This window comes from Mycobacterium sp. SMC-13, assembly GCF_045311035.1.
Classification (GTDB): Bacteria; Actinomycetota; Actinomycetes; order Mycobacteriales; family Mycobacteriaceae; genus Mycobacterium.
The window spans coordinates 14022-36421 of record NZ_JBJIAI010000025.1 but is presented as its reverse complement, the minus strand read 5'-3'; the positions used below and the strand labels follow the sequence as shown (position 1 = coordinate 36421).

The 22400-nt window shown below is 67.7% G+C and carries 23 protein-coding genes; 8 read left to right on the top strand and 15 right to left on the bottom strand.

All coding sequences use genetic code 11. The features are described 5' to 3' along the window. Nucleotides 1–8: 8 nt before the first annotated feature. From ACJH6I_RS26320 to mca, 3 genes are read right to left on the bottom strand one after another with little or no spacing between them, the layout of a single operon-like run. Nucleotides 9–1988, bottom strand: coding sequence for a thioredoxin domain-containing protein (locus ACJH6I_RS26320; protein WP_061001762.1), 1980 nt, complete (start codon nucleotides 1986–1988; stop codon nucleotides 9–11). A 10-nt stretch (nucleotides 1989–1998) separates the two neighbouring features. Further along, nucleotides 1999–2289 carry a hypothetical protein gene (locus ACJH6I_RS26315; protein WP_082762313.1) on the bottom strand — a complete coding sequence of 97 codons (291 nt, stop codon included), beginning with the start codon at nucleotides 2287–2289 and terminating at the stop codon, nucleotides 1999–2001. After that, entirely contained in the window at nucleotides 2286–3152 is an 867-nt protein-coding gene (mca, locus tag ACJH6I_RS26310) for a mycothiol conjugate amidase Mca (protein WP_061001763.1), read from the bottom strand. The genes ACJH6I_RS26315 and mca overlap by 4 nt, the downstream gene beginning before the upstream one ends. Before the next feature lie 120 nt (nucleotides 3153–3272). Here mca and ACJH6I_RS26305 point away from each other — a divergent pair, with 120 nt between their 5' ends. The 3 genes from ACJH6I_RS26305 (at nucleotide 3273) to ACJH6I_RS26295 (ending at nucleotide 5162) form a co-directional block, all read left to right on the top strand. Then, nucleotides 3273–3695: a DUF4307 domain-containing protein gene (locus ACJH6I_RS26305; RefSeq protein WP_020099199.1), complete on the top strand. Its 423-nt coding sequence runs from the start codon at nucleotides 3273–3275 to the stop codon at nucleotides 3693–3695. Between the two features lie 264 nt (nucleotides 3696–3959). Next, complete coding sequence (gene greA / locus ACJH6I_RS26300; RefSeq protein WP_061001764.1) at nucleotides 3960–4454, top strand: transcription elongation factor GreA; 495 nt, start codon at nucleotides 3960–3962, stop codon at nucleotides 4452–4454. Nucleotides 4455–4499: 45 nt separating this feature from the next. Then, entirely contained in the window at nucleotides 4500–5162 is a 663-nt protein-coding gene (locus tag ACJH6I_RS26295; RefSeq protein ID WP_135355690.1) for a GPP34 family phosphoprotein, read from the top strand. On the opposite strand, the gene ACJH6I_RS26290 is transcribed toward ACJH6I_RS26295, so the two are convergent. From ACJH6I_RS26290 to ACJH6I_RS26280, 3 genes are read right to left on the bottom strand one after another with little or no spacing between them, the layout of a single operon-like run. Continuing rightward, complete coding sequence (locus ACJH6I_RS26290; RefSeq protein WP_061001766.1) at nucleotides 5159–6331, bottom strand: cystathionine gamma-synthase; 1173 nt, start codon at nucleotides 6329–6331, stop codon at nucleotides 5159–5161. The two genes, ACJH6I_RS26295 and ACJH6I_RS26290, sit on opposite strands and share 4 nt — an antisense overlap. Before the next feature lie 10 nt (nucleotides 6332–6341). After that, a complete protein-coding gene (locus ACJH6I_RS26285) occupies nucleotides 6342–6818 on the bottom strand; it encodes a TM2 domain-containing protein (protein ID WP_406784773.1) in 477 nt (158 codons plus the stop codon). A gap of 14 nt (nucleotides 6819–6832) precedes the next feature. Next, on the bottom strand, nucleotides 6833–7351 hold the full coding sequence (locus ACJH6I_RS26280) for a DUF4190 domain-containing protein (protein ID WP_064860356.1): 519 nt from the start codon (nucleotides 7349–7351) through the stop codon (nucleotides 6833–6835). Nucleotides 7352–7435: 84 nt separating this feature from the next. On the opposite strand from ACJH6I_RS26280, the gene ACJH6I_RS26275 reads away from it, so the two are divergent. Continuing rightward, entirely contained in the window at nucleotides 7436–8602 is a 1167-nt protein-coding gene (locus ACJH6I_RS26275) for an acyl-CoA dehydrogenase family protein (protein WP_110767579.1), read from the top strand. Here ACJH6I_RS26275 and ACJH6I_RS26270 read toward each other — a convergent pair. From ACJH6I_RS26270 to ACJH6I_RS26240, 7 genes are all read right to left on the bottom strand, one after another. After that, complete coding sequence (locus ACJH6I_RS26270) at nucleotides 8586–9080, bottom strand: RDD family protein (RefSeq protein ID WP_064860355.1); 495 nt, start codon at nucleotides 9078–9080, stop codon at nucleotides 8586–8588. The two genes, ACJH6I_RS26275 and ACJH6I_RS26270, sit on opposite strands and share 17 nt — an antisense overlap. Continuing rightward, on the bottom strand, nucleotides 9080–9565 hold the full coding sequence (locus ACJH6I_RS26265) for an RDD family protein (RefSeq protein ID WP_064860354.1): 486 nt from the start codon (nucleotides 9563–9565) through the stop codon (nucleotides 9080–9082). Before ACJH6I_RS26265 ends, ACJH6I_RS26270 begins: the two co-directional genes overlap by 1 nt. A gap of 62 nt (nucleotides 9566–9627) precedes the next feature. Next, the gene (locus ACJH6I_RS26260; protein ID WP_212812771.1) at nucleotides 9628–10713 is read right to left on the bottom strand and encodes a hypothetical protein; all 1086 of its coding nucleotides are present in this window, start codon (nucleotides 10711–10713) and stop codon (nucleotides 9628–9630) included. Nucleotides 10714–10765: 52 nt separating this feature from the next. Beyond that, nucleotides 10766–11194, bottom strand: a complete 429-nt coding sequence (locus ACJH6I_RS26255; RefSeq protein WP_064860420.1) for a DUF2752 domain-containing protein — start codon at nucleotides 11192–11194, stop codon at nucleotides 10766–10768. 12 nt (nucleotides 11195–11206) lie between these two features. Further along, entirely contained in the window at nucleotides 11207–11587 is a 381-nt protein-coding gene (locus tag ACJH6I_RS26250; RefSeq protein ID WP_133425507.1) for a CD225/dispanin family protein, read from the bottom strand. Between the two features lie 85 nt (nucleotides 11588–11672). After that, entirely contained in the window at nucleotides 11673–13067 is a 1395-nt protein-coding gene (locus ACJH6I_RS26245; RefSeq protein WP_061004953.1) for a cystathionine beta-synthase, read from the bottom strand. A 42-nt stretch (nucleotides 13068–13109) separates the two neighbouring features. After that, nucleotides 13110–14162 (bottom strand): alpha/beta hydrolase, encoded by a 1053-nt coding sequence (locus ACJH6I_RS26240; protein ID WP_061004956.1) that lies wholly within the window; start codon nucleotides 14160–14162, stop codon nucleotides 13110–13112. Between the two features lie 206 nt (nucleotides 14163–14368). On the opposite strand from ACJH6I_RS26240, the gene ACJH6I_RS26235 reads away from it, so the two are divergent. After that, the gene (locus ACJH6I_RS26235; protein WP_061004951.1) at nucleotides 14369–15337 is read left to right on the top strand and encodes an SGNH/GDSL hydrolase family protein; all 969 of its coding nucleotides are present in this window, start codon (nucleotides 14369–14371) and stop codon (nucleotides 15335–15337) included. Nucleotides 15338–15377: 40 nt separating this feature from the next. Then, entirely contained in the window at nucleotides 15378–16595 is a 1218-nt protein-coding gene (locus ACJH6I_RS26230) for an acetyl-CoA C-acetyltransferase (protein WP_061004949.1), read from the top strand. 402 nt (nucleotides 16596–16997) lie between these two features. Here ACJH6I_RS26230 and ACJH6I_RS26225 read toward each other — a convergent pair whose 3' ends face one another. Beyond that, the gene (locus tag ACJH6I_RS26225) at nucleotides 16998–18092 is read right to left on the bottom strand and encodes an IS110 family transposase (RefSeq protein ID WP_138247896.1); all 1095 of its coding nucleotides are present in this window, start codon (nucleotides 18090–18092) and stop codon (nucleotides 16998–17000) included. Nucleotides 18093–18420: 328 nt separating this feature from the next. Between ACJH6I_RS26225 and ACJH6I_RS26220 the strand changes: the two genes are divergently transcribed. Next, nucleotides 18421–19656 carry an IS30 family transposase gene (locus tag ACJH6I_RS26220; protein ID WP_406784786.1) on the top strand — a complete coding sequence of 412 codons (1236 nt, stop codon included), beginning with the start codon at nucleotides 18421–18423 and terminating at the stop codon, nucleotides 19654–19656. A gap of 306 nt (nucleotides 19657–19962) precedes the next feature. Here ACJH6I_RS26220 and ACJH6I_RS26215 read toward each other — a convergent pair whose 3' ends face one another. Further along, nucleotides 19963–20829, bottom strand: a complete 867-nt coding sequence (locus ACJH6I_RS26215; protein ID WP_234785370.1) for an endonuclease domain-containing protein — start codon at nucleotides 20827–20829, stop codon at nucleotides 19963–19965. 312 nt (nucleotides 20830–21141) lie between these two features. Between ACJH6I_RS26215 and purT the strand changes: the two genes are divergently transcribed. Further along, a complete protein-coding gene (purT, locus tag ACJH6I_RS26210) occupies nucleotides 21142–22344 on the top strand; it encodes a formate-dependent phosphoribosylglycinamide formyltransferase (protein ID WP_406784772.1) in 1203 nt (400 codons plus the stop codon). Nucleotides 22345–22400: the final 56 nt, after the last annotated feature.

Genomic DNA, 22400 nt, shown 5'->3' with positions numbered 1-22400 from the left:
GCCGCACGCTACACGGCCGCGCCGAGGGCAGCGCCGAGATCCCCCGCCGTCGTCACCGGAAGGTCACACGCCTGGCCACGGCAGACGTACGCGGCGTCCTGGCCGTGCACGCGGCCACGTCCGTCGAGCAGCGTCGACGACCCCTCGGCACCACCGACGACGATGGCGCCACCGGGCGCGAATCTGCGTGCCGCACCGAGCAATTCCGAGTCCGGACCGGTGCAGGCCACCGCGATCTGAATGGGGCCGCGGACGGCCGCTTCCGTGACCGCCAGCCAGTGGCCACCGCCGCGTGGCGAGCGGGCCAGGATGGGGGTTGCCGACGCCAGTGTGGCGGCGGCCGCATCGAGGTACCGCTCGGGTTCGGCGGCCAGGTGCGCGAACGTCAGCAGCGCCTCGGCGACCAACGACGCACCCGACGGCGTCGCCCCGTCGACCGGGTCGGCGGGGCGCACCAGCAGGGCCTCGGCGTCATCCGCGGTGTCGAACCAGCGGCCACCGCGGTCCGGGTCGGCGAAGTGCGTCAGCGCGGTGTCGAGCAGACCGTGCGCGGCCGTCAGCCAGCTGTCATCGCCGGTCACCTGATGCAGCGTCAGCAGGCCCGTCGCGAGCGCCGCGTAGTCCTCCAGGATCCCGACGCTGTCGCCGACGACGCCGCCGAGGCTGGCCCGGCGCAGCCGGCCGTCGACCAGATGCAGATCCAGCAGCCGGCGGGCGCAACCCGTTGCGGCAGCGAGGAATTCGGGCTTGCCGAGTGCGACGGACGCCTCCGCGAGCGCCGTGATGGCGAAGCCGTTCCAGGCGGTGACGATCTTGTCGTCGCGTCCCGGCTGCGGCCGCAGCGCCCTGGCTGCCATCAACTTCGCGCGAACCTGCTCGAAGCGGGCGGCGTCGTCGGGGTCGGTCAGCAGCTGCAGCACCGAGCTGCCGTGCTCGAACGTGCCGGCCTCGGTGACTTCGAAAAGCGCAGCGGCCCAAAGCCCGTCGTCGTTGCCCAGCACCGACACCAGCTCCGCCGGCGTCCACACGTATGTCAGGCCCTCGTGCCCGGCGGTGTCGGCGTCCAGCGACGAGACGAACATGCCGCCGTCGCCGAGGTCGTCGATGATGAACCGCGCCGTCTCGTCGGCCACCTTGCGGGCCAACGGGTTTCCGGTCAACCGTGCCCAGTGGGCGTACACCCGCAACAGCAATCCGTTGTCGTACAACATCTTTTCGAAGTGCGGCACCACCCACGACGCGTCGACGCTGTACCGGGCGAAGCCGCCCGCCAGTTGGTCGTAGATGCCGCCGCGCGCCATCGCGGCACCTGTGCGTTCCACGGCGTCGAGGCCCGAACCGGTGCGTTCATGGTGCCGCAGCAGGGCTTCCAGCAATGCCGACGGCGGGAACTTCGGCGCCCGGCCGAAGCCACCGCGGGCATGGTCCTCGTCGCGCAGCACCGCGGCGACGGCGTGGTCACACAGCTCGGGTGACGGGACCGGGCCACCTGAGGGCAGCGCGGACGACATCTTGCGCAGCTCCGTGGCGATCTGGTCGGATGCCTGCTCGACCTCGTCCCGCCGGTTCTGCCAGGTGTCGGTCACCGCCGAAAGCAGCTGCAGGAAGCTGTCTTTCGGGTAGTACGTGCCGCAGAAGAAGGGCCGGCCGTCGGGCGTCAGGAAGCACGTCATGGGCCAGCCGCCCTGGCCCGTCATCGCGACCGTGGCGTTCATGTAGATGGCGTCGAGGTCGGGACGTTCCTCCCGGTCGACCTTGATGCACACGAAGTTCTCGTTCGTCACCGCAGCCACGTCGTGGTCCTCGAAGGACTGGTGCGCCATCACATGGCACCAGTGGCAGGCGGCATAGCCGATGGACAGCAGGATCGGCACGTCGCGGGCCGCGGCCTCGGCCAGGGCCTCCGGCGTCCACTGCTGCCAGTGCACCGGGTTGTCGGCGTGCTGGCGGAGGTAGGGGCTGGTGGCGGAGCCGAGCGTGTTGGCCATACCTGGAGTCTTACCCGGTTTCTGGCTTTGTAGTGCCGTCGGGGCCGGCGTCACCCGTCGGCGCCTCGTGCGGCACGCCGCCGACGGTGCCGTCGTCGACCGCCTGATCCGGTTCGGGATGCGCGGGGTCGAAGGATTCGGGCAGCTTGCGCAGGTGCCGGTTCATCGACCAGACCAGGGCCACCACGGCGATCAACAGGATCAGCGTGATCACCAGCCCGGCCGGGCTGGCCTTGCCGAAGTCGGGCCCCGTCTGGCGCGGACCTTCGGCCAGCAGGATGGTGAGCGGAACAGAAATCACAGCGATACTCCCGTGAACAGATCGGTCTCGGGCAACGTCACCGGAACCCTGGATCGGGCCAATTCGTACTCCTCGGTCGGCCACAGCCGCTGCTGCCATTCGATGGGCGCGCGGAAGAAGTCACCGTTCGGGTCGATCTGCGTGGCATGCGCCAGCAGCGCGCGGTCCCGCTGCTCGAAGAAGTCGGCACACTCGATGCGGGTCGTCACCCGGTTGGCGAAGGGATCGTGCTCGGGGTCCCAGTGCTGCAGCCACTTCTCGAACGGCCCGACCTCGCCGTGCTTGGCGAACTCGTCCTGCAGCAGCTGCATGCGCCGGCGCAGGAAACCGTGGCCGTAGTACAGCTTCGCGATGCTCCAGGGCTCGCCCTCTTCGGGGAACTGCACATGGTCGGCGGCCGCTTCGTAGGCCGCCATCGACACCTGGTGAGTGCGGATGTGGTCGGGGTGCGGGTAGCCGCCGTTCTCGTCGTACGTGGTGATCACGTGCGGCCGGAACTCGCGGATCACCCGCACCAGCCGGCGGACGGGCTCTTCGATCGGCACCACCGCGAAGCAGCCGTCGGGCAGCGGCGGCAGCGGGTCACCCTCGGGCAGCCCGGAGTCGACGAACCCCAGCCAGTGGTGCTCGACGCCGAGGATCTCGGCGGCCCTGGCCATCTCGTCACGGCGGACCTCATGGATGCGGCCGTGCACCTCGGGCAGGTCCATCGCCGGATTCAGGATGTCGCCGCGCTCGCCGCCGGTCAGGGTCACGACCATGACCCGGGCGCCGTTGGCCGCGTACTTGGCCATGGTGGCCGCACCCTTGCTCGACTCGTCGTCGGGGTGCGCGTGCACCGCCATCAACCGCAGTTCGCTCACGTGTGCCTTACCTACTGTCTCTACTCGGTGGGACAACTCGCTGCAGTCCAACCATGTCGCTGGGTCCTATAGTTCCAGTCCAAGCATTCCGAACCGACCGATGGGGCACCCAAAGTAGCCATGATCGAGCGTCCGACCGCCCGCTACGGGCGCCAGCGCATGTCCAGGCTGACCCGTCGCCGCATCGCGATCGGCCTCACGCTCCTCATCGTCGTCGCTGGTGTGGCGCTCGCGTTCGTCGGTTTCCAGCGTCTGGGGACGTCCCCCGTCAAGGGTGAGTTGAGCACGTACAAACTCATCGACAACGAAACCGTTGCGGTGACCATCTCGGTCACGCGCGAGGACCCGGCCCAACCGGCGGTGTGCATCGTGCGGGCGAGGGCGCTCGACGGCAGCGAAACCGGGCGGCGCGAGATTCTCGTCGTGCCGGCAGAGGCCAAGACGGTCCAGGTGACGGCCGTCGTGAAGTCCACAAAACCGCCGGTCGTCGGCGACGTCTACGGCTGTGGCACCGACGTGCCGTCGTACCTCGTCGCGCCCTGAACACCGGCCGGGTGACCAACCGTCCGGCGAACTCCGAACTGCGAAATCATGACCGTTTGGAGACGCCCAAGTGGTACGCTTGCTCAGTACACGGTTCCGACTGGGGCCGTGTATTGCTGCATTAGCGGGCACCTGCTGGCACCTTCTGGGGGGACCTGGACCTGCCGTCGCGATCGCAGCACCGCCGGCCCCAAGCAACGGGGCAACCCCGGACACACCGCCCGGGCATACACGCACGCTTACAACGACAGGAGAGCAGCAGACATGACCGATACCCAGGTCACCTGGCTCACCGAAGAAGCATTCGAGCGCCTGAAGGCTGAGCTCGATCAGCTGATCGCCAACCGCCCGGTCATCGCTGCCGAGATCAACGACCGCCGCGAAGAGGGCGACCTCCGCGAGAACGGCGGCTACCACGCGGCCCGCGAAGAGCAGGGCCAGCAGGAAGCCCGCATCCGTCAGCTGCAGGAACTGCTCAACAACGCCAAGGTCGGCGAGGCACCGAAGAAGTCCGGTGTGGCGCTGCCCGGCTCGGTCGTGACCGTCTACTACGACGACGACCAGAACGACACCGAGACGTTCCTCATCGCCACCCGTCAGGAAGGCGTCACCGACGGCAAGCTCGAGGTGTACTCCCCCAACTCGCCGCTCGGCCACGCGCTGATCGACGCGAAGGTCGGCGAGGAGCGCAGCTACACGGTGCCCAGCGGCGCCACCGTCAAGGTCACGCTGGTCAAGGCCGAGCCCTATCACGCCTAGACCTGCGACGGCCGGCCCTACTTGTCCGGCCACCAGCTGACATTCATGGCTCAGATCGCCGAAGACCTGTATCTGCTGCTCCTGGACAATTCGTCCGCACAGCCGGGTCTGGATCAACCACGTCGGCACCGGGTGTTGTCCGGTGCCGTCCTGCTGGACCTGGCGCTGGCGTGCCGTATTCGGCCCGCCGCGCCAGGTGACGGCGCACCCGACGGCCACCTGGTGGCCCTCTCCGGCGACGGCACCGTCGACGCGGTGTCCGCGCCGGCACTGGACCTGCTTCGCCAGCGACCGCGGCGGCCTGCCGCCGTGTTGTCCAAACTGCGCAAAGGCACCGAGGACCGTCTCATCGACCAGCTGGAGCGTGCCGGGCAGCTGCGTCGGCAGCCGTTGGGCGGCAACAGGTTCCGGCCGCACTACGCCTTGCCGTTGACGGACCGGGCGCGCGTCGGGCAGGCGCGCGCGGCGCTGCTGTCGGCATTGTTCGACCGCCGACCGCCCGCGCCGGCGACGGCAGCCATCGTCACGCTGCTGCACACCGTCGACGGCCTGGGTTCCCTGATGAGCCTCAACGACCGCGGCTGGCGGTGGGTGCATGCCCGCGCCGGCGACATCGCCAGCGGCCACTGGGTCAACGAATACGAGACCGGCGTCGCCGAGGTGAACCTCGCCGTCACGGCCGCCGCGGTGCGGGGCGCGCTGGTTTAACCCAGCGCCTGCTCCAGGTCCCCGATCAGGTCAGCCACGTCCTCGATGCCGACCGACAGCCGGACCAAGTCGTTCGGCACCTCCAACTGCGAGCCGGCGGTGGATGCGTGCGTCATGGCGCCGGGATGCTCGATCAGCGACTCCACGCCACCGAGCGACTCCGCGAGAATGAAAATCTCTGTGCGCGAGCACAACTCGCGGGCGGCCTGCTCACCGCCGCGCAACCGCACCGACACCATGCCGCCGAAACCGCTCATCTGCTTGGCCGCCACCTCGTAGCCCGGATGACTCGACAGACCCGGGTACAGCACCGTCGCGACGGCCTTGTGGTCATTGAGGAATTCGGCCACCCGCAAGGCGTTTTCGCAGTGCCGCTGCATGCGCAGCGGCAGCGTCTTGAGACCACGGTAGGTCAGGTAGGCGTCGAACGGGCCCGGCACCGCACCGGCGCCGTTCTGCAGGAACGCGAATTTCGCGTCGAGCTCTTCGTCGTTGGTCACCAGCGCGCCGCCGACGACGTCCGAGTGCCCGCCGATGTACTTGGTGGTCGAGTGCAACACGATGTCCGCCCCGAGGGCCAGCGGCTGCTGCAGCGCCGGCGAGGCAAAGGTGTTGTCCACCAACACCTTCACGCCCGATGTGGCGCCGATCTGCACGATGGCCGCGATGTCGGCGATGGACAACAGCGGGTTGGTCGGGGTCTCCACCCAGATCAGCCGGGTCTTCGAGGTGATCGCCGCGCGCACCTCGTCGAGGTTCGACAGCTGCGCCGGCGTGTGCGTGATGCCCCACTGCGTGAAGACCTTGTCGATCAGGCGGAAGGTGCCGCCGTAGGCGTCGTCGGGGATGACGATGTGGTCGCCCGGACGCAGCACGGCGCGCAGCGCGCAGTCGGTGGCCGCCATGCCGGAGCTGAACGCCCGGCCGTAGTGCCCGCCCTCGACCGCGGCCAGCAGTGTCTCCAGCGCCGCCCGGGTCGGGTTGCCCGTGCGGGCGTACTCGAATCCGCCGCGCAGCCCGCCCACGCCGTCCTGCGCGAACGTCGAGCTGGCGTAGATGGGGGTGTTGACGGCACCGGTCTGCGGGTCCGGCCGGAACCCGGCATGAATGGCCCGGGTCGACGGTCCGTAGGCGCGGTAGTGGTCTGCCTGGCTGCGCTGCTCACTCACAGGCGCCAGCCTAGTCGCGGAGCTTGCGCCCTTGGGGGTCGGGAACGTTCCCCATCAGAATCATGATGCCGTCGATCAGCGGCCAGATGGCGCCGATGCCGCAGGTCACCAGTGAGACGACAAGCTGGAGCACGCCGATGGTCGTGTAGCCCAGATAAAATCGCCCGACGCCGAAGGTGCCCAACAGGATCTGCAGCAGGCCGGCCGTCACCTTGGACTTGTCCGACAACGGCAGCCCCGTCAGGGGATCACGGCCCCAGGGCGCGGACGGGTCGGCCGCGAACTGCGGCGCGTAGCCGTAGCCCGGCGGCGGCGGGTAACCCGGCGGCGGCGGGTAACCCGGCTGCTGCGGGTACCCGGGCGGCGGGTAACCAGGCTGTTGGAAACCGGGCTGCTGTGGGTACCCCGGGTATTCGTGGCCGCTGAACGGCGGCTCGCCCGGCTGTTGCGGACCGGACCCGTCTGCGGGCTGGTATGGATTCGTCATTGGTCAGGTCCCGTCTAGTAGGTGGTGGTGCCGCTGCTGCCCACGATGAGCGCGATCAGGCCGAAATAGAAGATTGCGATCAGCGCGAAGAGCGCCAGCCCGATGTAGCCGACGATCAAACCCGCGAGAGCCATGCCCTCGCCCTCCTCGCCGCTCTGCTTGATCTGCGACTTGGCGAGGTGCCCGAAGATCACCCCGAGGATCGAGGTGGCCGCACACGTCGCCAAGCCCAGCAGTGAACAGACCAACGACGCGATGGCCAGGCCGTTCGTCTTCGGCACCGGCGCATAACCCATCGGCATCATGCCGGGCATCGGCGGCATACCCGGATATCCCTGGGCCACAGGCGGATACGGCGCGACCGGCGGCGGGTAGCCCGGACCCGGGAAACCGGTGACCGGCGGCGGAAACGGCTCGGGCGCCGGCATCGACGGGTACGGCTCCGTGCCGTAGGCCGGGAGCGGCGGCATACCGTAGGCCGGGGTCGAAGCCTCCGGCTCGCCCGCACCCTGGTTCTGTTCCTGCTCAGTCATCGTCCACCCCGTCTGTCCCTGAGCGACCAGCGTAGCCGGGGTCTGCTCTCGCTTTACGCCGAACTCCCGGTGTAGAACTGCACCATGACAGCCTCGATCGACAATCTGCTCGGCACCGACGACCTGTTGAGCGCCGAGGACATCGAATTGCGCACCATGGTGCGCCAGTTCGGCGAGCAACGGCTGCGTCCCTACATCGCCGAGTGGTTCGAGAACGGTTCGGTTCCGGTACGCGAGATCGCCACCGAGGTGGGCAAGCTTGGCCTGCTCGGCATGCACCTCACCGGGTACGGCTGCAGCGGGTCGACGGCGACGGCCTACGGGCTGGTGTGCCAGGAGCTGGAGGCCGTGGACAGCGGCATCCGGTCACTGGTGTCGGTGCAGGGCTCGCTGGCGATGTTCGCGATCCATCACTGGGGCAGCGAGGAACAGCGCGAGCAGTGGCTGCCGGGCATGGCCGCGGGCGATCTGATCGGCTGCTTCGGTCTCACCGAACCGGACTTCGGCTCCAACCCCGGCGGCATGCGCACCACCGCCCGACGGGACGGCGACGACTGGGTCCTCAACGGCTCGAAGATGTGGATCACCAACGCCTCGGTCGCCGATGTCGCGGTGGTGTGGGCGCGCGCCGAGGAAGGTGTGCTGGGATTCGCGGTGCCCACGGACACACCGGGTTTCAGCGCCCGGGAGATGACGCGCAAGATGTCGCTGCGGGCCTCGGTCACCTCCGAATTCAGCCTCGACGACGTCCGGCTCCCCGAGTCCGCGCGGCTGCCCGGCGCGCGCGGCCTGTCCGGCCCGCTGAGCTGTTTGTCGGAGGCGCGGTTCGGCATCGTGTTCGGCGCGGTGGGCGCGGCGCGCGACTGTCTGCAGGCGACGCTGGACTACGTCGGCACGCGCACGGTTTTCGACAAGACGCTCGCGGAATACCAACTGACGCAGGCCAAGATCGCCGACATGGCCGTCGAACTCGGCAAGGCGCAGCTGCTCGCCCTGCAGCTCGGCCGGCTCAAGGACGCCGGGAAGATCCAGCCCGAGCAGGTCAGCGTCGGCAAGCTGAACAACGTCCGCGAGGCCATCAAGATCGCCCGGCAGTGCCGAACCCTGTTGGGCGCCAACGGCATCACCCTGGAGTACCCGGTGATCCGGCACGCCAACAACCTGGAGTCGGTGCTGACCTACGAGGGCACGTCCGAGGTACACCAGCTGGTGATCGGGCAGGCGCTGACCGGGGTCAGTGCGTTCCGCTGACGGGGGTGCGCGTGCGCGGCGGCGTCACGCAGACGGTCTCCATCACCATGTCGGCGAACGTCTGTCGCTTGGCGTCCCACAGCGGCCACAGATAGCCGACGATCGACAGGTCGGCCAGGTGTACCGCCTGCCGGAGCAGTGAACGCCCGAAACCTATTGGCGTGCCTGAGGTTTGACCGACGACCCGGACGCGCAGGGCCGTCTTGCCGAGGCTGGCGCCGGTGCGTCCCTGGCGGTAGCCGAAGTTCCAGACCAGATAACCGACCATGAGCGCCCAGGTGACAACCAGGCTGACGTAGCCCAGCGTCGAGTAGCCGTCACCGCATTGGGCGCCGCCGTCGAACGCGGAAGTATCGGTGTCGCACAGCCGGTCTCGCGTGAACCACACCAGTGCCGCACCGGCCGCGGTGAGTACCAGCAGAGGCAGCAGGTCGATGACCGCGGCAGCGGCCCGCCGCCACCACGGGGCGTACGCCATCATCGCGTCGACACGCAGACGGTCGACATGATCTTGTCGGCCAGGGTCTGCCGCTTGGCGTCCCACAGCGGGAACAGGTAACCGGCGAACACCGGGACGGCGTCGACGACGTGCGCCAGCTGCCGCACCACCGAGCGACCGAAACCGACGGGCTCCCCCGTCTTTTCGTCGATCACCTGGAAATGCAACACCCGCTTACCCAGGCTGGCGCCCGTGGTGCCCTGCAGATACCCGTGATTCCACACCATGAACAACACGGCGACGACGAGTCCGGCCAGCCAGATCAGCACACCGGCGACAGAGTTCCCGGTGGCGCAGTACGGGCCGATGCTGTAGTCCGCTTGGTCGGCAAGGCATTTCGTCACGCGCTGGGAGCGCTCGACCAGGCCGCCGACGATGATGACGAACAGCGGCGGGACCCGGTCGATCAGGCTGGCCACCACGCGGGCCCACCAGGGTGTGTAGTTCAAGTCGTCCTGTCTCATGGGGTGCTGCCGTCATGCCTGTTCGGGGGCCGCGACCGGCGTCCCCCGAACAGGCCACGGCGTTACGGCGTCAGCGGGGCGACCTGACCACCGCTGAGGCGACGGTAGGTGTACACCAGCATCAGCGAGGCGACCGGACCGGAGACCAGGACACCGACGCCGCAGGCGAGGATGCCGGCCGCGGCGATCAAGCCGGCCACCAGCCAGACCAGGATCACCTGTCCGACATTGGCTTTCACGATCTCGATGCTGGCCTTCAGCGAATCGATCGGCGACAGGTTGCGATCAACCAGGATCGGGTGCGCGAATATCGCGAACAGCGCGACGATCAGACCGGGGATAACGCACAACACGTACCCGATACCGACGAGCACACCGACGATGAGCGTCAGGACGATCATCGGCCCGATGTAGCGCGGCTTGAAGAACGACCCGATGGTGGTCGGCTGCCCGTCGGCGATGCCGAGCAGGCCGACGTACTGGGCCGACGAGATGGCCGCCGCGACCACCAGCAACACGAGGTAACCGAGCACCAGGATGGCGATGCTGGCCGGTCCCAGTGAGGTGACGTTGTACGAGTAGCTGAAGCCGGCGTCGTCCGCCGAGTAGCTCGAAACGGAAGTGTCAGCCAATCCCAGTGCACTGAACTGCACGATGCTGGCGATGACACCGACGATGAGGCCGTAGACCAACACCGACACGATCAGCGGCGCCGGGTTCTTGGTGAACTTGTTCCACGCCCACGACAGCGCGTCGCCGACGCTGAACGGGGCGGCACCGCCCGGCGCACCGTACTGGTAGCCGGCCGGCGGGTATGCCCCTGGCGGCGGCGGCGCGAAGCCACCCTGCGGCGGCGGGGGCGGCGGGTAGGCACCACCCGGCGGCGGGGGCGGCGGGGCGTATCCACCTTGCCCCGGAGGAGGCGGGTAGCCGCCCTGCGGCGGGGGCGGGAATCCTCCGCCCGGAGGCGGCGGGTAGCCGCCCTGCGGCGGGGGCGGGTAGCCACCCTGCGGTGCCTGCGGAATGTATTCCGTCGGAGCGCCTCCCGGAGGTGGCGGCGGCGGGAACCCACCCGGCGGTGGCTGCGGAATGTACTCCGTCGGCTTATTGGCGTCCGGCGGAGTGCCGTCCGTCGGTTGGTCCGTCATCTTTCGTCCCTCCGAGCGATGTGGATGTGGCGTTTCTGATTACAAACGTGAACTACACGTACAACGAAATGAACGGCGCTATCGGCACATTGCGAATAACAAACCAAATGCACATTACCGTCAAAACGGCCGGAGCGGCCCAGCCCCGATGCTGCCAACTGGTGATTTTTCGGCCCACAACACGGCCGTACGTCCAGGCGCCATAGGACCAGACGAGTAATACCAATGCGACCAGGCCAACCGCGTTGAAATGCAACGCAGCCGAAAAGTCGCCGTGCATCAGCGAATACAGCATTCGCATGCTGCCGCAGCCCGGGCAATCGATACCCAGCAGCGCCTTGGTGGGGCAGACCGGCATCGGGCCACCCGGCACTGTCGGATTGCTCAGCCAAATCGCGCAGCACACCACGCCGGCGCCTGCCGCAACACCGAGCGGCCCAAGGAGCGGACTAACCGCCTTGGGCCGCTGGAGGTGTTGCATTTGGGGTGCGACCTATCCCGAATAGGACGACGTCGAGAAGGAGAACGCGCCGAGCACAACCACGAAGATGATGTAAAGCACGGCCACGACAGCGCCGGCGATGGCGCCCCACATGGCCCACTTCTTGGCGTCATCGGCGGCGGCCTGTGCCAGATCGGGCCGGCCCTGCGCCCACAGTCCGGATACCTGCGTCGCCTTGACGATCGATACGATGCCGAAGGGCAGGCAGCAGAAGATGGTGACGAGGATGCCCCACACCAGATTGTTGTCCGGCGGCCCGCCGGCGCCGGGATATCCACCGACCGGCTGGTAACCGCCGGGCGGGGGCGGCGGGAAATTGCCCGGGGGCGGCGGCGGGAAATTCCCGGGCGGCGGTGGCGGGTACTCGGTCATTGCGGCCTTTCCAAAGGTGAACAGCGAGAAGCGAGCGGTCTCGCCCTACCGGAGAAGATAAGTCAATCTCCCCCCAATTACGCGGCTATTTGCGCGAGCCGCCCTGCGTCAGGAACCCGAGCAGATCGTGCCGGGTCAGCACGCCGACGGGCTTGCCGTCGTCGACGACCATCACGGCGTCGACCTCGCGCAATTCCTTCGCCGCCGCGGACGCCAGCTCGCCGGCGCCGATCAGCGGCAGCGGCGGGCTCATGTGCTGCGCCACCGCGTCGGCCAGTTTTGCCCGGCCCTCGAAAACCGCTGAGAGCAGCTCACGTTCGGACACACTGCCCGCGACCTCACCGGCCATCACCGGCGGCTCGGCCCCGACGACCGGCATCTGCGAGACGCCGTACTCTCGCAGGATGCTGATGGCGTCACGCACCGTCTCCGATGGGTGGGTGTGGACCAGATCCGGCAGCCCGCCGGACTTGCCGCGCAAGACGTCACCGACGGTGTGCTCCTCCGGAGTGCCGTCCAACCGGCTGCGCAGGAAGCCGTACGACGACATCCACTCGTCATTGAAAATCTTTGACAGATAACCTCTTCCGCCGTCCGGCAGCAGGACGACGACGACGGCGTCCGGGCCCTCGCGCTCGGCCACCTTGATCGCCGCGACCGCGGCCATGCCGCACGAACCGCCGACCAGCAGGGCCTCTTCGCGCGCCAGGCGCCGGGTCATGTCGAACGAGTCGGCGTCGGAGACGGCGATGATCTCGTCGGGGATGCTCGGGTCGTAGGCCGACGGCCAGAAGTCCTCACCGACGCCCTCGACCAGGTATGGCCGACCGGTGCCGCCGGAGTACACCGAGCCCTCGGGGTCGACGCCGACGATCTTCACCCGGCCGCCCGAGACCTCCTTGAGGTAGCGGCCGGTGCCGGTGATCGTGCCGCCGGTACCGACGCCCGCCACGAAATGCGTGATCTTGCCGTCGGTGTCGGCCCAGATCTCCGGGCCGGTGGTCTCGTAGTGGCTGGCCGGGCCATTCGGGTTCGAGTACTGGTCCGGCTTCCAGGCGCCGTCGATCTCGGTGACCAGCCGGTTGGAGACGCTGTAGTAGCTGTCGGGATGGTCGGGGGCCACGGCCGTCGGGCAGACGACGACGTCGGCGCCGTACGCGCGCAACACGTTCTGCTTGTCTTCGCTGACCTTGTCCGGGCAGACGAAGATGCACTTGTAGCCGCGCTGCTGCGCCACGATGGCGAGCCCGACGCCGGTGTTGCCGGACGTGGGCTCGACGATGGTCCCGCCTGGCTTGAGCAGTCCGGCCTCTTCGGCGGCGTCGATCATCTTGACCGCGATGCGGTCCTTGGCGCTGCCGCCGGGGTTGAGGTATTCGATCTTGGCGGCCACCACCCCCGACCCCGCTGGAACAACCGAGTTCAGTTGGACCAGAGGCGTATTGCCGATGAGCTCACTGACGTGCCGGGCGATGCGCATGGGTACATGTTGTCAGGCCGCACCCCGGTTGCGCATGCGGGATTACCAGGTTGCCTCGCGGATGTACTCGCCGATCTGCTTCAGCGAGCGGTCGGCTTCCTTGACCAGCGGGGCAGCGAGTTGGAAGACGTGCATCTGGCCGGGCCAGACGTGTACCTCGACCGGCACGCCGCTGGCGGCCAGCATGTGCGCGGCCTTGCGGGCATCGTTGAGCAGCACCTCGGAACCGGACACGTGGATCAGGGTCCGCGGCAGGCCGGGCTCGATGTGGTCGAGCGGCTCGTACACCTCTTCGGGCTTCCCGTCGACGATGTGGCGCGATGCCGCGTGCTCGATGAGCTCGATCAGCGCGTCGAAGGCGTGCGCCGGGAACATGGCGTCGGACTTCATGTTCGGGTGCTGGGCCCGGCTCTCGTTGTCGATCTCGAACAGCGGCGACATCGTCGTCACCGCCGCCGGCAGCTCGCCTTCCTCCTGCAGCTTCTCGGCCAGCGCGAGCGACAGATAGCCGCCCGCCGAGTCTCCGGCCAGCACGATCTGATCCGGCTCGTAGCCCTTCAGGCGCAGCCACCGGTAGGCGTCGTGGCAGTCCTCGAGGGCCTCGCCGATCGAGTGCTTCGGAATCATCCGGTAGTCGACGACCAGGACAGGGGCGTCGGCGTACTTCGACAACGCGCCGACCACGCGGCCATGGGTGTGCACTCCGCAGGTCAGGAACGCCCCGCCGTGCATGTAGAGGATGACGCTGCGGCGGCCGTCGGCGGGCAGCACGCCCTTGGCGCGGACCAGGTGCGCCGTACAGTTCGGCAAACCGATCGTGGCGCGGACGGTGCCCGGCTCAGGCCGCATGATCCGAGCGACGAAGTCCACCATTCCCCACGGCCAGGGGGCCTTGGGGGCGTAGCTGCCGATGGTCAGAGTTGACTTGATGGCGAGTGTCGCGGCTACCGACATCAGGCGCCCGGCGAGGCTGGGACCGTCCTCGACGATCTCTACCGGTGCGCCGTCGCTGACCGGATAGCGGCGTGGTTTCCGCCCCTTAGCAGCACTTATAGCAACACTATGGGTTCTGACAACCCTGCTCGGTGCGGTCATCGCCACCACTCCTACGCCTTTGTAGTTCCGGTGCACTTCGTTATTTATGTCACTTAATAGGCAACCCGCGTAACTTAGCTTGCCACCGCTACATAGATCAACAATCAAAGTCGCCAAATTGATGCCCCAGTCGATATGACTACGTGATCGGGCCGCCCGCGGTTCATCGACCTGCGAATCTCCGCAACCGACCTAGACTGAACGCCGTGGGCAGACGTGCACCGCGCCGGAAGACCATCGCTCTGGCGACCGCAGCCACCATCGCCTCGACAGGGTCGTTCTACGTCGGGGCCCGAAACCTCCTGAGCGGCCAGGCCGCCAAGGCACGCCGGGTCATCCCCAAGTCATGGGAAGTCCCGCCCCGCGCCGACGGCGTCTACAGCCCCGGGGGCGGACCCGTCGAGAAATGGCAGCGCGGCGTACCGTTCGACCTGCACCTGATGATCTTCGGTGACTCCACCGCCACCGGATACGGCTGCCGCCTCGCCGACGAGGTGCCCGGCGTCCTGCTCGCCCGCGGGCTGGCACAGCAGTCCGGCAAGCGAATCCGGTTGTCCACCAAGGCCATCGTCGGGGCCACGTCCAAGGGCCTGTCCGGTCAGATCGATGCCATGTTCGTCGCCGGTCCGCCGCCCGATGCCGCGGTCATCATGATCGGCGCCAACGACATCACCGCCGTCAACGGCATCGGGCAGTCGGCCCGCCGCCTCGGCAACGCGGTGCAGCGCCTGTGCGCCAGCGGCGCCGTCGTCGTCGTCGGCACGTGTCCGGACTTCGGCGCCATCGCGGCCATTCCGCAGCCGCTGCGCTTCGTCGCCCGCAACCGGGGCCTGCGGCTGGCCCGCGCCCAGGCCGGGCAGGTGCGGTCGAACGGCGGCGTGCCGGTACCGTTCTCGGACCTGCTGGCGCCCGATTTCCTCAAGGCGCCCGAGGTGCTCTTCTCCCCGGACATGTTCCATCCGTCGGCCGCCGGGTACTCCCTGGCCGCCCAGCAGCTGCTGCCGGCCCTCTGTGAAGCGTTGGGCGAGTGGACAACTGAGTCTCCGCCCGCATCCGCGCTGGTCTCGCGGACCGCGGACGTGACGAGCCTGCTGGCCCGCCTGGCCGGCATGGCGCGCCTGTGGCGGCGCACGACAGGCGTACCCGCGCCGATCGTCGCTCCTGTCACGGGATAAATTCGCCAGGAAGCTATTTTTGGATCCTTAGGAGCCCGTCATGCCCGAAGCCGTCATCGTCTCCACCGCCCGCTCCCCCATCGGCCGTGCCGTCAAGGGCTCGTTGGCCACCATGCGGCCCGACGACCTGGCCGCCCAGATGGTGCGCGCCGCGCTGGACAAGGTGCCCGCGCTCGACCCGCGCGATGTCGCCGACCTGATGATCGGTTGCGGACAGCCCGGTGGTGAGGCCGCCTACAACATCGGCCGCGCCGTGGCCGTCGAGCTCGGCTACGACTTCATGCCGGGCACCACCGTCAACCGCTACTGCTCGTCGTCGCTGCAGACCACCCGCATGGCGTTCCACGCCATCAAGGCCGGCGAGGGCGACGTGTTCATCTCGGCCGGTGTCGAGACCGTGTCCCGCTTCGGCGTCGGCGCTGCCGACGGCGCCCCGAACAGCAAGAACTCGCTGTTCGACGAGGCCCAGGCCCGCACCCTGAAGCAGGCCGAAGGCGCCACCGAGTGGCACGACCCCCGCGAGGACGGCGTCCTGCCCGACGTCTACATCGCCATGGGCCAGACCGCCGAGAACGTCGTCCTGCACACCGGCATCAGCCGTGAGGACCAGGACCACTGGGGCGTCCGCTCGCAGAACAAGGCCGAGGAAGCCATCAACGCCGGCTTCTTCGAGCGCGAGATCGTCCCCGTCACCCTGCCCGACGGCACCATCGTCTCCAAGGATGACGGCCCGCGCGCCGGCACCACCTACGAGAAGATCAGCCAGCTGCAGCCGGTGTTCCGCCCGAACGGCACCATCACCGCCGGTAACGCCTGCCCGCTGAACGACGGCGCTGCCGCCCTCGTGATCATGAGCGACGAGAAGGCCAAGGCCCTCGGCCTGACCCCGCTCGCGCGCATCGTCTCGACCGGTGTGTCGGGTCTGTCGCCGGAGATCATGGGCCTGGGCCCGATCGAGGCCGTCAAGCAGGCCCTCGGCCGCGCCAACATGGCCATCGGTGACGTCGACCTCTACGAGATCAACGAGGCCTTCGCCGTGCAGGTGCTGGGCTCGGCCCGTGCCCTGGGCATGGACGAGGACCGCCTGAACGTGTCCGGTGGCGCCATCGCCCTCGGCCACCCGTTCGGTATGACCGGCGCCCGCATCACCGCGACGCTGATCAACAACCTGCAGACCCACGACAAGCAGTTCGGCATCGAGACCATGTGTGTCGGTGGAGGCCAGGGTATGGCCATGATCATCGAGCGGCTTTCGTAAGTCTCTGGAGCAGTCTCTGAAGCGGCGTCCCGCCGCTATGCGTTGACCCTCATATGGGGGTAACCCTGTCAAGTGGCAGGGCGAAGCGGCGGCCGTAACCGTCGTTAGGGCCGCCGCTTCGTTGTTGCCAGCACGCACCCGTTCGGTTGGTGCGGCGTGTCGATGGTGTGGGTCGACGCGAGGGGGTCAAGTCTCATATGCGCGGGTTGGTTACCGCAGGACGGGACTTTCGGCAGAAGTGGACGCAAGTCTGAAAAGTACGAGCGTCAACCACAATTGCATAGCAATCATGTTGCGCAGCAATATGATTGGCTCAACAGGGTCATCGCGTGTCACTGGTGTCTTTCGCGTGCCGTGCACCATGATCGGGTGCGTGCTGGACGTGTTATCCGGCGATGGGCTTTAGTCGAGCACCGCCAGCGACCAGCACCAGGCGGCCAGCTCCCGGGCCACCGCTGCGTTGGCGATCACCGGCCGCTTCTTACGCTGATCGAAGCCCATCCACCGCTTGTGCAACCGCTGGTTGCCTTCGTGGCCCCGCGCCCGCGCCGCCGGGCTGGCCGCATCCCAGCGCCGACGCAACGTCACCCCGGGCCGGTAGGGCTTGCGGTGCTGCCAGGCCGCCTCGATCAGCAGCCGGCGCACATGGGTGTTGCCGGTGCGGGTGATCCCGCCCTGGCTGCGGCTGGCGCCTGAGGAGTATTCGGTGGGCACCAGGCCCAGGTAGTTGCCGATCGACCGGCCCGTCAAGCGGTGCCAGTCCCCGATCTCGGTGGCCATCCCGAATGCGGTCAGCGTGGAGATGCCCCGCAGGCATCCGAGCCGGGTGATCACCGGGGTGAACTCACAATCGGCGGCCATCGCCGCGATCGCGTCATCGAAGCGGTCCCGGCGGGCGGCGGCCACCAGCACCGCGTCGAACGCCTCATCGAAGGTGGTCTGCAGCGCCGGACGATCGAAGTGCTGTTGCCGAAGCCATATCCGGTGGTCACCGGTCCACGGGTGTCCGCCGTAATAGACGATGCCGCGGCGCAGCAACAGGTGCGTCAACCGGTGCTGGGCGGCCATCAAATCCCCACGACAGTCATCGCGGGCCCGCACCAGATCCCGGGCCGCTTCCTGACCCAGGCTCGGGACCGTCACCTCGACAATCTCGCCCAGATGCAGCAACCGGGCCAGATGACGGGCATCACGGGCATCGGTTTTGACCCGATCCCCGCTGGGGCGCACCAACTTTGACGGTGCCGCGACCACACACTCCACGCCGGCCGCGAGAAGAAACCGGGCCAGGGCATACCCGGTCGGGCCGGCCTCGTACACCACCTTCACCGGGCCCGGCAACGAAGCTATCCAGGCGGCGACCTCCCCGGGATCAGGGGTCAACCGCCGCTCACACAACTCACCGGTCTCGCTATCGAATCCACACCCGAACACCGATCGTGCGTGCACATCCAAACCAACACTCGTACGCTGACGTAACACTGGGGCCTCCCACATGGTTGTGGCTCTGCCGACCAGGACCACCCTGTCGGTAACCCACGTTCACATGCGAGCGAGGCCCCAGTCCCCCATACCGTCTGTACTCAGGGCGCATTTGTTCGAGTGGAATGCGCCCCAGGTACAGGGTCAACGTGTTTCTGGGGTTGGCTCTGCGCGGGCGGCGCAAAGTCGCAAGTGGCGTAGGCCCTCACCGCAGGGTCAACCAGCCCCACCGTTGACTCTGCGGTAGCGGCGCAAAGTTGCAAGGCGGTTTCAAGGGATCGATGCAACACCCCTTTTCTGACTGAGGAGTGTTGTGGGTTCCAAGCTTGTGTTGCGGTCGCGGATGCCGGCGTTTTGGGCGTTCATCCGGCAGGGCATAACTGCTGGTGATGCCGGGCAGGCTGCAGGGGTGTCGGCCACGACGGGGCAGCGGTGGTTCCGTGATGCTGGCGGAGTGAAACCGCGTGCACATCAGCCGAAGACATCAGGGTCCCGGCCCCGCCTGACCCTCGAGGAACGCATCGAGATCCAGGCCGGGGTGCATGCCGGGGAGTCGATTCGGTCCATCGGGGGACGTCTGGGCCGGGCACCGTCGACGATCAAACGCGAGATCGACAACAACAGCGAGCTGCGTAACCGCTACACCGGATGCAAATCGGGATACCGGCGCAAGCACGCGTTCGGGGCCCGTCAAAGCGGCCGCAGCGCCACGGTGACCTACCGGGCTATGAGTGCTCATGACCGCAGCGCCGAGTCCGCCCGACGCCCCAAGCCACGCCGGTTGGCCCTCGATGACAGGCTGCGCGAGCAGGTGCAGACTCGGTTGCAGCTGCGGCACAGCCCGTGGCAGATCGCTCGCCGGCTGCGCGAGGATTTTCCCGACGATCCGGAGATGTGGGTGTCACACGAGGCCATCTACCAGGCCCTTTACGTGCAAGGACGAGGCTCGCTGCGCCGAGAGTTGGCCCAGTGTCTGCGCACCGGACGAGCGATGCGACGTTCCCAGCGCAACAGCGAGGAACGCCGCGGCCGGATCCCGGACAAGGTCATGATCAGCGACCGTCCCGCCGAGTTCGCCGACCGCGCGGTCCCGGGCAGCTGGGAAGGCGACCTGATCATCGGCACCGTCGCGTCGGGGTCGGCGATCGGCACCCTGGTCGAGCGCACCACCCGCTTTGTGATGCTGCTGCACCTGCCCAATGGGCACGGCGCACTCGCCGTGCAGGAAGCCATCATCGCCAAAATGGCTGAGCTGCCCGAACATCTGTGTCGGGCGTTGACCTGGGATCAGGGCATGGAGATGGCCAACCACGCCCAGATCGCTGAGGCCACCGGGTTGAAGATCTATTTCTGCGACCCGCATTCGCCCTGGCAGCGTGGCACCAACGAGAACACCAACGGACTTCTGCGCCAGTACTTTCCCAAAGGCACCGACCTCTCACTGCACGGCCCCGGAATCCTCGACAACGTCGCCGCTGAACTCAACGGCCGCCCCCGCCAAACCCTGAACTGGCGCACACCAGCAGAAGCACTCGAGGCACTACTGTCGAACCCGCCAACTGTTGCATCGATCTCTTGAAACCGCCCAAGTGGCGTAGACCCTCACCGCAGACTCAACGTCACCACCGTTGACTCTGCGGTAGCGGCGCAAAGTCGCAAGTGGCGTAGACCCTCACCGCAGGGTCAACCAGCCCCACCGTTGACTCTGCGGCAGCGGCGCAAAGTCGCGAGAAGCGCGGGCCCTCAGCGCAGACTCAACCAGTCCCACCGTTGACCCTGCGCCAGCGGCGCAAAGTCGCGAGAAGCGTGGACCCTCACCGCAGGGTCAACCAGCCCCACCGTTGACTCTGCGGCAGCGGCGCAAAGTCGCAAGTGGCGTAGGCCCTCACCGCAGGCTGAATGCCGCGGGATGTCGCCGGCGCACCGCAAGGTCCCAGGCGCGGTTCACTCGTGCCAACACGTCGGGCTTCCGGTGGCCCGCCGCGACCCGAACAACCGTCCACCCGATTCCGGCGATGTACTCACTGCGCACGATGTCATAGCCGAGCTGATCTGCATGCTGTTCCCCGTCGTATTCCACCGCGAGCATCAGGTCCTCCCACCCCATATCGAGGAAGTACTTGGGACTGCCATCGGGCCCGGGGACAGGAATCTGCGTCTGTGGCCGTGGGAAATCCTCGGCGATCAGCATCAGTCGGATCCTTGTTTCCTGGGGAGATTGCCCGCCCGGGTCGCAGAGGTCCAAGGCTCGTTCCAGTTGACGAAGCCCCCGGCAGTGTCGATGTTCGCCGGCCAGCGCCAAGACTTCGTCGGTGACGAATCCCGTTGCCACGCAGAGCGCGTCGAGCCGCGCGACGGCATCATTGAGCCGCCCGCGGCGTCCGAGGTCGAATGCCGCACGTGCCGGGGTGGTGACCGGCAATCCGTCGACGGCGTGGACCTCATCGGCAAAAATCAGGTCGTCGCGAGTGACGACTCCGCGCGGCGATCGGGCATTCGGCCAGATCAGCTCGATCGCGGCGTCGTCCGGAATCCACTTCGCGCCCAGCAGGCTTGATGCAGTCGAGCCCGCGATCACCGCTTCACGCTGCGACCACAACCACGCGGCGGCAGCGCGTTGCTGCAAAGACGGATCAATCCGCTTGTCCAAGTACACGTTCGGCATGATCGCGCGGTAATACCGGCGCAGTTCGTAACGGTTGAGGGCGCCCGCTTGCAGGGCCTCGCTGCCGATGAACGGCTGGTTGTCGATGTCCATAGCGGCAACCGTGCAGGCGTCGTCCGACACAATTTGCGGCGCAATCAGCCAGCCGAGCCTCGCTTGTGGACGAATCGCGCACTGTGCACAACGCTCCTGCCGTTCGTCCTGCGGCAGCGGCGCAAAAGTGCGAGTAGCCGAGGCCATCAGCACAGACTCAACCAGCACACACCACTGACCCTGCCGCAGCGGCGCAAAAGCGCGAGAAACCCGCGCCCACACCGCAGGGTCAACGGGCCGGGGGACCACGACTGCGCCGACCTCGCACAGCCCAAATCGAACCCGACCCCATAGACTCAGCCCCCAATGATCACCATCGGAACCCCACTGTCGCCGAACGCGACCAGGGTCATGCTGCTCGGCTCCGGCGAACTCGGTCGCGAAGTGCTGATCGCGTTGCAGCGTCTGGGCGTCGAGACCATTGCCGTCGACCGCTACGAGAACGCGCCGGGCCAGCAGGTGGCCCATCACGCGCGGACCATCTCGATGACCGATCCCGACCAGTTGAAGGCGCTGATCGCGGCCGAGAAACCGGACCTCGTGGTGCCGGAGATCGAGGCCATCGCCACGCCGGCGCTGCAGGAACTCGAGGAAGCCGGTGTCGTGCGGGTGATCCCGACCGCACGGGCCGCCCGCCTGACCATGGACCGCGAGGGCATCCGGCGGCTGGCCGCCGAGGAGCTCGGGGTGCCGACGAGCCCGTACCAGTTCTGCGATTCGCTCGAGGAGCTCCAAGCCGCCATTGACGGCGGCATCGGCTACCCCTGCGTGGTGAAGCCCGTCATGAGCAGTTCGGGCAAGGGCCAGAGCAAGCTCGACGGCCCGGACGACGTCGCGAAGGCCTGGGACTACGCCATGGGCGGGGCCCGCGTCACCAACACCCGGATCATCGTCGAGGGCTTCGTCGACTTCGATTACGAGATCACGCTGTTGACCGTCCGGGCGCGCGGGACGGATGACGAGGTCGAGACGCAGTTCTGCGAACCGATCGGGCATCGGCAGGTCGCCGGCGACTATGTGGAGAGCTGGCAGCCGCACCCGATGTCGGCCGCCGCCCTGGCGAACGCCCAGCAGATCGCGCACACGGTCACCGAAAACCTTGGTGGGCAGGGCGTTTTCGGCGTCGAGTTGTTCGTCAAGGGCGACCAGGTGTGGTTCAGCGAGGTGAGTCCGCGGCCGCACGACACCGGTATGACGACGATGATCACGCAGTGGCAGAACGAGTTCGAGCTCCATGCCCGCGCGATCCTCGGCCTGCCGGTCGACACGTCGCTGAAGGCCCCGGGCGCCAGTGCGGTGATCTACGGCGGTGTCGAGGCCGAGGGCATCGTCTTCGACGGTGTCGACGAGGCCCTGCAGGTGCCGGGCACCGACATTCGGCTGTTCGGCAAGCCGGAGAGTTTCCGCACCCGCCGCATGGGCGTGGCCCTGGCGCGGGCCGCGGACATCGACACCGCGCGCCGCAACGCCGCCGAAGCTGCCGGCCGGGTCAAGCCGCGCGCAGTCTGAGCACCACACGAAGAAGGGGCGCCCGCCGAAGCGGACGCCCCTTCTCTGTCAACGGA

Bases quoted from the DNA above. Each gene is read 5' to 3' on its own strand.
- ACJH6I_RS26320 (WP_061001762.1), bottom strand. From the start codon at position 1,988: ATGGCCAACACGCTCGGCTCCGCCACCAGCCCCTACCTCCGCCAGCAC.
- ACJH6I_RS26305 (WP_020099199.1), top strand. From the start codon at position 3,273: ATGATCGAGCGTCCGACCGCCCGCTACGGGCGCCAGCGCATGTCCAGG.
- greA (WP_061001764.1), top strand. From the start codon at position 3,960: ATGACCGATACCCAGGTCACCTGGCTCACCGAAGAAGCATTCGAGCGC.
- ACJH6I_RS26295 (WP_135355690.1), top strand. From the start codon at position 4,500: ATGGCTCAGATCGCCGAAGACCTGTATCTGCTGCTCCTGGACAATTCG.
- ACJH6I_RS26285 (WP_406784773.1), bottom strand. From the start codon at position 6,818: ATGACGAATCCATACCAGCCCGCAGACGGGTCCGGTCCGCAACAGCCG.
- ACJH6I_RS26280 (WP_064860356.1), bottom strand. From the start codon at position 7,351: ATGACTGAGCAGGAACAGAACCAGGGTGCGGGCGAGCCGGAGGCTTCG.
- ACJH6I_RS26275 (WP_110767579.1), top strand. From the start codon at position 7,436: ATGACAGCCTCGATCGACAATCTGCTCGGCACCGACGACCTGTTGAGC.
- ACJH6I_RS26270 (WP_064860355.1), bottom strand. From the start codon at position 9,080: ATGGCGTACGCCCCGTGGTGGCGGCGGGCCGCTGCCGCGGTCATCGAC.
- ACJH6I_RS26265 (WP_064860354.1), bottom strand. From the start codon at position 9,565: ATGAGACAGGACGACTTGAACTACACACCCTGGTGGGCCCGCGTGGTG.
- ACJH6I_RS26260 (WP_212812771.1), bottom strand. From the start codon at position 10,713: ATGACGGACCAACCGACGGACGGCACTCCGCCGGACGCCAATAAGCCG.
- ACJH6I_RS26255 (WP_064860420.1), bottom strand. From the start codon at position 11,194: ATGCAACACCTCCAGCGGCCCAAGGCGGTTAGTCCGCTCCTTGGGCCG.
- ACJH6I_RS26250 (WP_133425507.1), bottom strand. From the start codon at position 11,587: ATGACCGAGTACCCGCCACCGCCGCCCGGGAATTTCCCGCCGCCGCCC.
- ACJH6I_RS26245 (WP_061004953.1), bottom strand. From the start codon at position 13,067: ATGCGCATCGCCCGGCACGTCAGTGAGCTCATCGGCAATACGCCTCTG.
- ACJH6I_RS26240 (WP_061004956.1), bottom strand. From the start codon at position 14,162: ATGACCGCACCGAGCAGGGTTGTCAGAACCCATAGTGTTGCTATAAGT.
- ACJH6I_RS26230 (WP_061004949.1), top strand. From the start codon at position 15,378: ATGCCCGAAGCCGTCATCGTCTCCACCGCCCGCTCCCCCATCGGCCGT.
- ACJH6I_RS26225 (WP_138247896.1), bottom strand. From the start codon at position 18,092: ATGTGGGAGGCCCCAGTGTTACGTCAGCGTACGAGTGTTGGTTTGGAT.
- ACJH6I_RS26220 (WP_406784786.1), top strand. From the start codon at position 18,421: ATGCCGGCGTTTTGGGCGTTCATCCGGCAGGGCATAACTGCTGGTGAT.
- purT (WP_406784772.1), top strand. From the start codon at position 21,142: ATGATCACCATCGGAACCCCACTGTCGCCGAACGCGACCAGGGTCATG.